Raw genomic sequence first — 11,086 nt, 5'->3', positions numbered from 1 at the left:
CCGGCGGCGAACTCCCGGAACATTCGCGGGGCACCAGCCGCGTTATTTCACCGTCACGCCATTCCCCGCGACCGACAGCACGGCGAGCGCCAGTGTCTGGGCGCCGCGCTTGATCGTCGGCTCCGGCACCGGCGCGAAGAACGGCGAATGGTTGACCGGCACCGGCTTTCCTTCCGCCTTGTAGCGCGCGATCGTCGCCGGATCATAACCGCCGACCGCGATGAACACCGATGGCACGCCGGCTTCGATGAAGGCGGAATAATCCTCGCTCGCATTGCCGCCGGGGTTGGCCGAGGGGACAAAGGCAACGTCCTTGCCGAATGCGGTGGCGAGGACGGCGGCGGTGCGCGCGGACAGCGCCGAATCATTCTCCACCACCCCGGTGCCGCCCGGATGCGCAACGATCGGTGCCGGCGCGCGCGCCATATCGGCCACCGCGCGCGCGGTGCGCTGGATGCCGTCGAGCAGCAGCTTGCGCGTCGCGGCATCGCGTGAGCGCACGGTCAATTGCAGATCGGCGTGATCGGGGATGATATTGCCGACCGTGCCCGCGTTGAAGCTGCCGACCGAGATCACACCGAACAGATTGGGATCGCGTTCGCGGCTTATCACGGTCTGCACGTCGTTCACGAAATGCGCGCCCATCACGATCGGGTCGATGCTCTTGTCGGGCATCGAGCCATGCGCGCCGACGCCGTTGAAGGTGACGTTGACCTTGTCGGAAGCGGAGGTGACCGCGCCCTCCTTCACCACCACGCGGCCGATCGCGTCGGGGCCGACATGCGCGGCAAAGCCGTAATCGGGCTTCGGCCAACGCTTGAACAGGCCATCGTCGAGCATCGCCTTCGCGCCGAGCAGCGTTTCCTCGGACGGCTGGCCGATGAACATCAACGTGCCGTGCCACTGATCCTTCATCGCCAAGAGCGCGTTCGCCGCGCCGACCCACCAGGCCATATGGCTGTCATGCCCGCAGGCGTGATCGACGTAGCTCAGCTTGCCGTCCACCGTCTGCTGCGCGCGGCTGGCATAGGGCAGGCCGGTCTTTTCCTCCATCGGCAGCGCGTCCATCTCGGTGCGCACCATCACTACCGGCCCGTCGCCGTTCCGGTAGATCGCGACGATCCCGGTCTGGCCGACCTTTTCGGTGACGGTGAAGCCGAGCTTGCGCATTTCCGCGGCGAGGATGCCGGCGGTGCGGATTTCCTGGAAACCCACCTCGGGATGCGCGTGGAGATCCTTATAGAGCGCATCGAGCTTGGGATATTGCCGATCGAGCGAGGCGTTGATCCGCGCCACCGCCGCCGCGACATCGAAGCCCGGCGCGATCGCGGGGATCGGGGTGGGCGGCGCGCCCTCCGACACCGCCGGGGTGATCTGCGCCACGGCGGGCACGGCGATGAAGGTGGCGGCGAGCATCAGCAGGGTCTTGCGCATCGGTGGGAATCGTCCGGTCTGTTATTGGGGATGAATATTCCCGCATCTTATGGATGGGACGCGCGAAATGCCATGCGCCGCTATCCCGTGAACGCGAGCAGCGCGAAGCTCGCCAGCCAGTGTTCGCCCATATAATCCCCCGCCACCTCGCCAAGCGCGGCATCGAGGTGACGATCGGCGGCATCGCGCAGGATCGCCTGCACGCCCGGCGTGTCGATCGCGCTGGCGATCGCGCGGAAGGCCCAGGCGCGGCTGAGGTTCAGCCCGTCGAGATGCGCGATCTTGCCGTCGCTGCGATCGCTGACGGTGGCGGGGGTGAAGATCGTGGCTGGTTCGCGCGATGCGATACGCGGCAGGAAATGCGCGAACCATGCGCGGAATTCGTCGGCGGGCAACAGCGCGGCCATCGCGCTTGCCTCCATCAGCACGGGCGACAGGAAATCGTCGCCGCTCGGTTCCCATGCCTGCGCGTCGCGATCCCTTCCAAACCAGCCGCGCGCGCGATTCACGAGCAGCTTATGCAGCGCGGTGTCGCCCGCCACATCGGCAAATTGCGCCGCGAGCACCAGCGCGAAGGCGGTATTGGCGTGCGTGCCGGCGCGCACCGGATAGGTAAGCAGCGGCAGGAAATCGTGGAACCGGCGGACAAAGGCGTCGGCCAGCGGGCGCAACGTTGCTTCATGCGGCGAATTCGCCAGCTTCAGTTCGGTGGCGAGCATCAGCAGCCATGCCCAGCCATAGGGGCGTTCGAACCCGCGGGTGCTCGGGCGATCGAGATAGGCGCGTTCGGCCTCCACCTTCGCGGGCGTGAAGGCGCCCGCGAACAGCGCGTCGATCGCTTGCGCCTCCGCCAGATCGGGGAACAGCCGCCGCACCCGCGCGAGCAGCCAGTAACCATGGACGCAGCTATGCCAGTCGAAGCTGCCATAGAAGATCGGATGGACGGCGCGCGGGATATAGGCGTCGCTGTCACCCGTCATCACATGATCCGCCTTGTGCGGATATTCGCGGCGGACATGGCCGAGCGCGATCCGCGCGAAATGCGTGGCGCGATCGGCGGTGAGTTCGGTCGTCATTGATGCGCTCCCGGCAGGACGAAGATCACCATGATCGCGATGTTGATCGCCAGCAGGATCAGCGCGGTCGGTATCTGCGCGCGGATCACGGCGTGGCGATCGCGCAGTTCCAGCGCCGCGACCGGCACGATGTTGAAATTGGCGGCCATCGGGGTCATCAGCGTGCCGCAGAAGCCCGAAAGCATGGCGAGCGCCGCCACCGGCGCGGGATCGCCGCCGAACTGGTGGATGATGAAGGGCAGGCCGATTCCGGCGGTCATGATCGGGAAGGCGGCGAAGGCATTGCCCATCACGATCGTGAACAGCGCCATGCCGAGGCAATAAGCGAGTGCTGCGACAAGCGGCGTATCGAGCGGCATCACGCTCGTCACCCCGATCGCGACCCATTTGCCGACATCAGACAAGGCGAATATCCCGCCGAGCGCGGCGAGCATCTGCGGCAGCACCATCGCCCAGCCGATCGCATCGGTCAGCCGCCGCGCTTCTGCGGCAGGGGCGGTGCGTGGCGCGTGCGTCAGCCGGATCGCGAACGCGAGCGCGACGATCGCCCCAACCGCGAGCGAAACGAGCGTCACCTGCTTGGGGTCGATCAGCGCATGGCCGGCGATTTTGCCGTCGGGGATCAGCAGGGTGCCCGCCAACGTCACCACCGGGATGCACAGCGCGGGGAGGAACAGCCGCGAGCCGAGCCGCCGCGCGCTCGCCGCGCGTTGCGCCTCGCTTGTGGTGGGGACGTGCGCCGGGCGCAGGCCCGTCGTGGCCAGCGCGACCATCGCCAGCACGATCACCCCATTGGCGACATCTGGCAGCCACGGCCCCGCCACCAGGCTGATCGCGAACAACGCCCAGAAGCCGGCGCTGCGCCACCAGCCGCGCGTGGTGCGGTGCGTGGTATGGTGGATCGCGACGGCGGCGGGCAGCAGCCCGGCGACCGCGCCGATCGCGTCGAGCCCGATCATGCGCGCCGCGCCTTCAGCCGCCGATCGAGCAGCAACAGCCGCAACCCGTGGATCACGAAGGCTGAGATCGCGGTCGGGATCGCCCAGATCGCGACATGCAGCGGCGCGACGATGATCCCGTTCTGCTCCAGCACCGCGCGGATCAGCAGGATCGAGCCGATGGCGATGAATACGTCTTCGCCGAAGAACAGGCCGATATTGTCCACCGCCGCGGCATTGGCGCGGATCAGTTCGCGCGTATCCTCATCGAGCGGCACATCCTCGTCGCGCTCCGCCGCGCCTTCCGCCATTGGCGCGACGATTGGGCGGACCATCTGGACATGCCCGCCAAGCGAGGTGAGCCCAAGCGCGGCGGTCAACTGGCGCAGCCCGAGATAGCCGATCAGCACCCGCCCGGTCGTCGCGCCGCGCAGCCGCCGCACCAGCCCGCGCGCATGATCGCGCAAGCCCGCGCGCTCAAGCAGTCCGATCGTCGGCAGCGCGAGCCAGGCGACGGCAAGGAAGCGCCCGTCGACGAACGCTTTCCCGATCATCCCGATCACCTCGATCGGCCCGTGCCCCGCGGCAAGCGCGCTGGCGAAGGCGGCGAGCGTCACCACCAGCATCGGATTTATCCCCAGCGCGAAGCCGATGACGATGATCGCGATTCCCGACAGCACCAGCATGGCGGCGGCCCCTAAAGCGTCGCGGCGGCGCGCGCCGCCTGATTATACTGGCCCGAGATGCGGCGCAGCAGATCGGCCATGTCGGACAAGGCCGTCTCGCCCGGCCCCTCGGTCGCCACCGCATCCGCCAGCAACCGTTCGCGCACCGCGCGATAGGCGTCGCAGAAGGCGACCCCCGCCCCGGTCGCCGCGACCAGCTTTTCCTTCCCCTGTCGCCGCGTTTCCACCAGCCCGGCCTTTTCGAGCTTGCGGATCGCGTAGGTCGCCAGATGGGTATCCTCGATATCGAGCACGAGCGTGATGTCGCCCAATCGCTTGGGCCGGTCGCGATGGCGCACGGTGTGGAGGATCAGCACCTCGATCGGCGACAAGGGCGCGCCCGCCGCGACCGCGCAGCGCGCCAGCCAGCGCTGATAGGCGGTGGCAGCGAGCGTCAGGCTGAATTCCAGTTCGGACAGCGCCGGCGCCGCGCCATCGGCAAGATGCGCCGAGGAAACGATCGCGCGTTTCGCATTGCTCACCCGGTGCATCCCTTTCCCGATCGTTGGGCGGGGAGGTTCGCGCGGCGAATCGGGCTTGTCAACGATTGATCGTCGTATCATTGATAATTTGTCGATAAAATGGAGGTGATCGGTGGCCTGGGAGTTCTGGATTGATCGTGGCGGCACCTTCACCGATATCGTGGCGCGGGCGCCCGACGGCACGCTTTCCACCACCAAGCTGCTGAGCGAAAATCCCGAACGCTATGCCGATGCGGCGATCGCGGGCATTCGCGCGGTGCTCGGCCTCGCGGCGGAGGCGCCGCTGCCCGCCGCGCTGATCGACCAGGTGAGGATGGGCACCACCGTTGCCACCAATGCGCTGCTCGAACGCAAGGGCGCGCGCACGTTGCTGATCGTGGATGCCGGGTTCGCGGATTTGCTGACGATCGGCAATCAGGCGCGCCCCCGCCTGTTCGATCTCGGCATCAGCCTGCCCGAACCATTGCATGAGGCGGTGGAGGAAGTCGGCGGGCGGATCGACGCGGCGGGCAACACGCTCGTGCCGCTCGACGAGGAAGCGGTGCGCGCGATGCTCGTCCGTCGCCGGGCCGAGGGGTTCGAGGCGGTGGCGATCGCGCTGGCCCACGCCTGGGCCTTCCCCGAAACCGAAGCGCGCATCGCGGCGCTCGCGCGCGAGGCGGGGTTCGCACAGGTGTCCGCAAGCCATGCGACGAGCGCGCTCACCGGGCTGGTCGCGCGCGGGCGGACGACGGTGGTGGACGCGTATCTGTCGCCGGTGCTGCGGCGTTATGTCGATACGGTGGCGCGCGCGCTCGGCGATACGCCGCTCGCCTTCATGCAGTCGAACGGCGGGCTGGCCGATGCGCGCGCGTTTCAGGGCAAGGATGCGATCCTCTCCGGCCCGGCGGGCGGCGTGGTCGCCGCCGCGCGGACGGCTGAGGCGGCGGGCTTTGACCGCGTGATCGGTTTCGACATGGGCGGTACATCCACCGACGTGATGCTCTATGCCGGGCGGTTCGAGCGCGCCTTCGATACCGAGGTGGCCGGGGTAGAGCTGCGCGTGCCGATGATGGCGATCGAGACGATCGCGGCGGGCGGCGGCTCGATCCTCAATTTCGATGGCGCGCGCTATCGCGTCGGGCCGGATAGTGCGGGCGCCAATCCGGGGCCATGCTGCTATCGGCGCGGCGGGCCGCTCACCGTCACCGATGCGAACGTGATGGTCGGCAAGATACAGCCCGGCCATTTCCCGGCAATCTTCGGCCCAGATGGCGATCAGCCGCTCGATCGCGCGGCGGTGGAAGCGCGCTTCGCCGAACTCGCCACCGGAATCGCCGCCGCCACGGGCCGCGCGCAGGATCCGCGTGACGTGGCCGAGGGGTTCCTGACGATCGCGGTTGCCAACATGGCCGCCGCGATCAAGCGCGTCGCGCTGGAGCGTGGCGAGGATGTCACCCGCTTCGCCCTGCAATGTTTCGGCGGGGCTGGCGGGCAACATGCGTGCCGCGTGGCGGAGACATTGGGGATGCGCACCGTGCTGATCCATCCCTTCGCCGGGGTGCTTTCCGCTTATGGCATGGGGCTGGCGGACCAGTCGGCGATGCGGCAGCGCTCGCTCGAATGCGCGCTAGACGCCGCCGCGCTGGATGCGATCGACGCGCTGACAAGGGCGCTCGGCGAGGAAGCCGCGCGCGAGATCGGCGGCGAAGGCATCAGGCGCGAGGCGAGCGTCAACCTGCGCTACGCCGGCACCGATACCGCGCTCCCCGTGCCGGTCGGCACGCTGGCGGCGATGCGCGAGGCGTTCGAGGCGGCGCATCGTGCGCGCTTCGGCTTCATCAGCCCGGATCGCGCGATCGTCGTCGAAAGCGTGGTGGTGGAGGCGATCCTCCCCGGCACCCCGGTCGCGCTGCCCGTGCTCGCGCCGCGCGACGGCGCGATGCCCGCGCCGCTGGAGACGATCGCTTTGTGGAGCGGCGGCGGCGCGCATGACGCGCCGGTCCATGATCGCGATGGCCTGCGCCCCGGCGATCTGATCCACGGCCCCGCGCTGATCCGCGAGGTGATCGCCACCACCGTGGTGGAGCCGGGCTGGCGCGTGGAGGTTGGCGCGGCGGGCGAACTTGTGCTCCACCACGAAGCCGCCGCGCGCGAGGCCGCCGCCGATCCCGCCATCGTCGATCCGGTGCAACTGGAACTGTTCAACTCGCAGTTCATGGGCATCGCCGATCGCATGGGCGTGGTGCTGCGCAACACCTCAAGCAGCGTCAACATGAAGGAACGGCTCGATTTTTCCTGTGCGCTGTTCGATGCGAGCGGGAATCTGATCGCCAATGCGCCGCACGTCCCGGTCCACCTTGGCGCGATGGGGGAGAGCGTGCGCACGGTGATCGCCAGCCGCGCCGGCAGGCTGAAGCCGGGCGATGCGGTGGCGCTCAACAATCCGTTCAACGGCGGCACGCATCTGCCCGATGTGACGGTGATTTCCCCGGTATTCGACGATGCGGGGAAGGAAATCCGCTTCTTTGTCGCCAATCGCGGGCATCACGCCGATATCGGCGGGCTCACGCCGGGATCGACCCCGCCCGATTCGCGCACGCTGGAGGATGAAGGCGTGGTGATCGACGATTTCCTGCTGGTCGACGGCGGGGAACTGCGCGAGGGCGAGTTCCGCGCTTTGCTGGCCGGCGCGCGCTGGCCGGCGCGCAGCCCGGACGTGAACCTTGCCGATATCAAGGCGCAGCTCGCCGCCAACGAAACCGGGATCGCGGAGTTGCGCGCGCTGGTCGCGGCGCGCGGCTGGGCGATGGTCAGCGCCTATATGGGGCATGTGATGGCCAATGCGGAGGAGAGCATCCGCCGTGTCATCACCCGTTTGTCCGACGGCGCGTTCGATTATCCGATGGATGATGGCGCACGGATCGCGGTGAAGGTGACGGTCGATCACGCGGGCCGCGCCGCGACGATCGACTTCACCGGTACCAGCGCGGCGAGCACCGGCAATTTCAACGCGCCCCCTGCGGTGACGCGCGCGGTGGTGCTCTATGCCTTTCGCTGCCTCGTCGGCGAGGATCTGCCGCTCAACGAAGGGTGCCTCGCGCCGCTCACCATCATCCTACCCGATGGCAGCTTCCTGTCGCCACCGCCAGGCAGCGCGGTGGTGGCGGGCAATACGGAGGTGAGCCAGGCGGTGTGCAACGCGCTGCTCGGCGCGCTTGGCGCCTCGGCGGCATCGCAGGGGACGATGAACAACTTCCTGTTCGGCAACGATCGCTTCCAATATTATGAAACGATCTGCGGCGGCGCGGGCGCAGGCCCCGATTTCGACGGCGCGAGCGCCGTGCATACGCATATGACGAACACCCGCATCACCGATCCCGAGATACTGGAGATGCGCTATCCGGTGCGGCTCGACAGGTTCGCGATCCGGCGCGGATCGGGCGGGGCGGGGCGCCATCGCGGCGGCAATGGTGCGATCCGCGCGATCACCGCGCTGGAGCCGATGACCGCGACGATCGTGGCCTCGCGCCGCACGATCGCGCCGTTCGGGCTGGCGGGTGGCGGCGATGGCGCAGGCGGCGCGCAATGGGTCGAGCGGCGCGATGGCGCGCGCGAAATGCTCAGCGGGCGCGACGAGGCCGCCCTGGAGCCGGGCGATCGCTTCGTGATCGAAACACCCGGCGGCGGGGGATATGGCTGAGCCAAATCAGCGCCGTTCGGGCTGAGCTTGCCGAAGCCCTGTCCTTTCGTCGCAAGAAGGGCAGCCGTTCGACAGGCTTGGGGCGAGCGGGGGTTTACGCCTCCAGCTCGACATCCCAATAGAGCCAGTCGCGCCATGTATCATGCAGGTAATTGGGCGGGAAGCGGCGACCGTGTTCCTGCAAATGCCAGCTCGTCGGGCGGATCGGCTCGATATGCAGCGGCATCGACGCCTCGCGCGGGGTGCGCCCGCCCTTGCGCAGATTGCACGGCGCGCAGGCGGTGACGACATTCTCCCATGTCGTCCGCCCACCCTGCGCGCGCGGGATGACATGATCGAACGTCAGGTCGCGATGCGTGGTGCCGCAATATTGGCAGGCGAATTTATCGCGCAGGAACAGGTTGAAGCGCGTGAAGGCCGGGAATTGCGACGGCTTCACATATTGCTTGAGCGCGATCACCGAGGGCAGCTTCATCGCGAAGCTCGGGCTGTGCACTTCGCGTTCATAATGCGCGACGATATCGACGCGATCGAGGAATACCGCCTTCACCGCCGTCTGCCATGGCCAGATGCTGAGCGGATAATAGGAAAGCGGCGTGTAATCGGCATTCAGGACGAGCGTGGGGCAACTGTCCGGATGGCGGATCAGATCGGGATGGAACAAACTTCTGTCCCCTTCGATACCGTGTGGCGCACGCCTTACGACGTTTGCCGTTACCGCATGATGACAGACGGCGATTCACGCGGTCAAGTGAATGCGTGAATCGCCCGCCGCACGGGGCGGGGGGCGATTTCGCGAGGGAAAACGGCTGGCTGGCGCCTTGGCGCCGCTCGATCAGGCGGCGCGCGCCTGCGACCAGGCGTTGGCGATTTCGGCCAGATTGTCCGCGATATCGCGAAAAGGCGCGCCGTCATGGCCCAGGCTGGCGCGGATCACCTGCGCGCGCGCGCCGGCGTAAAGCCGCGCGAGCGTCTTGGAGATTTCGCCGCCTTTCTCGAAATCGAGGTTCGCCTCCAGCGCGAACAGGATCGCGGTGGCGCGGGTGACGCGTTCGCTCTTGGTCGTGAACTGGCGCCGTTCCGCCGCCCAGGCGGCGACACGCAGCGCCTGGATCAATTCCTCGTAGAGCAAGGATACCAGCGCCGGGCCGTCTGCGTTGGCGGTGCGCCCGGCGAGATCAATCTCGCGATAGGTTTGTGCCGGGTTGCGCAGCAGCGCGCTTGCATAAGCCACCGTCAATTGCCCGATTTCGTCCACATGTTGATCTGCTGCGTCATATAGGCCTGGGTGGACTTGTATGCCGCGACCTTGGCGTTCATCGCCGCGAACTGCTGCGTCAGGCGATCGGTCATCTGCTGCTGCCTGGTGGTCAGATCGTCCTGCTGCGTTGCGATCGTGCCTTGCGCCTTGGTGTAGGTCGCCGTCGATGCGCCCAGCCCGTAGAGCGTGCTGGTGGCGTTGAGCTTGATTGATTGCATCGCGGCGTTGATGCCGTCGGTGCCGATCGTGGCATAAGAGAAGATCGCCTCCACGCCAGCCGGGTTATTGGTGATCGCGTTGGTGAGCTTGGTCGCGTCGACCGAGATCGAGCCATCGCGATTGGTGGTGACCCCGAGATCGGCGAGCGTGGATGGCGCGCCGGGGGCGGCATTGCCGATCAGTGTTCGCGTCGTCAGCCCGCGCATCGAGCGGTAAAGCGCCTGTGCCGCGGTATCGGCGCGCAGATCGCCGGTGATCGGATCGACCTGCGCCTTCAGCGCGGCGAACACCTGATTGTACGTATCGACGAGATCGTTGACCGCGTTCGTCAGCGCCGTGGTCGGCGTGGAGGAGGAGAGCGTGACCGGCACGGTGGAGGTGCCGGTCAGGTTGATTTGCAGGCCCTGCACGAGATCGGTGATCGTGTTGCCGGTGCGCTCCACCGCGACGCCGTCGAGCGTCAGCTTCGCGTTCTGCGCCTTGCTGGAAATCTTCATCGCGGCGCCTGGCCCGACGTTGAACGCGGAAAGCGTGCCGTTATCGTCGGTCGTCGCGGTCAGCGTGAAGGCCTGCGCCGCGCCGCTCGCGCCCTTTAGCGAGAGATAGGCCGATCCATCGACGTTGGTGACGATCGAGGCGGTGACACCCGCGCTGGCATTGTTGATCGCATCCGCGAGTCCCGCGAGCGAATTGTTGCCGCTGCCGATGGTGATCGTCGCGGGCGCGCCGCTGCCTGCGGCGAACGACGCCATTGATCCGTCGCTGTTATAGCTGGCGGTGCCCAGCGTCAGCGTGAACTGGCCGGTGCCGATCGGCGCGTTTCTGCTGGCGACCGCAGTGGCGCTGACGGCGGTTTGCGCGCTGGCGAGCTGGCTGACCGTGATGCTCCCCGACAGCCCGTTGAGCTTCGCGCCGACCAGCGGCGTGACGTTCAACACCCCGGTATTCGAGCTTGCCGGCTGCGAAACGAGCGTGCCGCCCTTCACCAGACTTTCGAGCGCAGCGGCAAAATCGCTGATCTGGCCCTTGAGCGTCGCGACATCGGAAATCTTGGTCGTCAGCGCATCCGATTTCGCCTTCAGCGCGGCGGCCTTGGTGGCGAATTGCGCGTTGACCAGTGACGTGACGAGCGAGCTGGTGTCGACGCCCGATCCGGCGTTGAGCGAACTCAGCAGTTGCTGCGCGGCGGATGAGTTGACGCTCGCGGTGGTGGCCGCGGTCGTCGGCGAGGTGGCCGATCCGCTGGTGCTGCTGGTCGTCGTCATGGTG

The 11,086-nt window shown here is 67.4% G+C and carries 9 protein-coding genes; 1 reads left to right on the top strand and 8 read right to left on the bottom strand.

Annotated features, from left to right (window positions below):
- Positions 1 to 42: 42 nt before the first annotated feature.
- From Q0316_RS01555 to Q0316_RS01535, 5 genes are all read right to left on the bottom strand, one after another.
- Positions 43 to 1,434 carry an amidohydrolase gene (locus Q0316_RS01555; protein ID WP_298668632.1) on the bottom strand — a complete coding sequence of 464 codons (1,392 nt, stop codon included), beginning with the start codon at positions 1,432 to 1,434 and terminating at the stop codon, positions 43 to 45.
- A gap of 80 nt (positions 1,435 to 1,514) precedes the next feature.
- Positions 1,515 to 2,510: a DUF2891 domain-containing protein gene (locus Q0316_RS01550; protein WP_298668629.1), complete on the bottom strand. Its 996-nt coding sequence runs from the start codon at positions 2,508 to 2,510 to the stop codon at positions 1,515 to 1,517.
- Positions 2,507 to 3,469, bottom strand: a complete 963-nt coding sequence (locus Q0316_RS01545) for a DUF979 domain-containing protein (protein WP_298668626.1) — start codon at positions 3,467 to 3,469, stop codon at positions 2,507 to 2,509. The genes Q0316_RS01550 and Q0316_RS01545 overlap by 4 nt, the downstream gene beginning before the upstream one ends.
- The gene (locus tag Q0316_RS01540) at positions 3,466 to 4,134 is read right to left on the bottom strand and encodes a DUF969 domain-containing protein (RefSeq protein ID WP_298668623.1); all 669 of its coding nucleotides are present in this window, start codon (positions 4,132 to 4,134) and stop codon (positions 3,466 to 3,468) included. Before Q0316_RS01540 ends, Q0316_RS01545 begins: the two co-directional genes overlap by 4 nt.
- 11 nt (positions 4,135 to 4,145) lie before the next feature.
- Positions 4,146 to 4,655, bottom strand: coding sequence for a winged helix DNA-binding protein (locus Q0316_RS01535; RefSeq protein ID WP_298668621.1), 510 nt, complete (start codon positions 4,653 to 4,655; stop codon positions 4,146 to 4,148).
- Positions 4,656 to 4,767: 112 nt separating this feature from the next.
- On the opposite strand from Q0316_RS01535, the gene Q0316_RS01530 reads away from it, so the two are divergent.
- On the top strand, positions 4,768 to 8,337 hold the full coding sequence (locus tag Q0316_RS01530; protein WP_298668618.1) for a hydantoinase B/oxoprolinase family protein: 3,570 nt from the start codon (positions 4,768 to 4,770) through the stop codon (positions 8,335 to 8,337).
- A gap of 94 nt (positions 8,338 to 8,431) precedes the next feature.
- Here the strand turns inward: Q0316_RS01530 and Q0316_RS01525 are convergent, their stop codons facing one another.
- From Q0316_RS01525 to fliD, 3 genes are all read right to left on the bottom strand, one after another.
- Positions 8,432 to 9,001, bottom strand: a complete 570-nt coding sequence (locus Q0316_RS01525; RefSeq protein ID WP_298668615.1) for an HNH endonuclease — start codon at positions 8,999 to 9,001, stop codon at positions 8,432 to 8,434.
- Between the two features lie 171 nt (positions 9,002 to 9,172).
- Positions 9,173 to 9,595 (bottom strand): flagellar protein FliS, encoded by a 423-nt coding sequence (locus Q0316_RS01520; RefSeq protein ID WP_367179605.1) that lies wholly within the window; start codon positions 9,593 to 9,595, stop codon positions 9,173 to 9,175.
- Positions 9,574 to 11,082, bottom strand: coding sequence for a flagellar filament capping protein FliD (gene fliD, locus Q0316_RS01515; protein WP_298668613.1), 1,509 nt, complete (start codon positions 11,080 to 11,082; stop codon positions 9,574 to 9,576). Before fliD ends, Q0316_RS01520 begins: the two co-directional genes overlap by 22 nt.
- Positions 11,083 to 11,086 lie beyond the last annotated feature (4 nt).

The sequence above is a fragment of the uncultured Sphingomonas sp. genome, assembly GCF_937871615.1.
GTDB lineage: Bacteria > Pseudomonadota > Alphaproteobacteria > Sphingomonadales > Sphingomonadaceae > Sphingomonas.
This window is presented reverse-complemented; position numbering and strand designations above follow the sequence as displayed.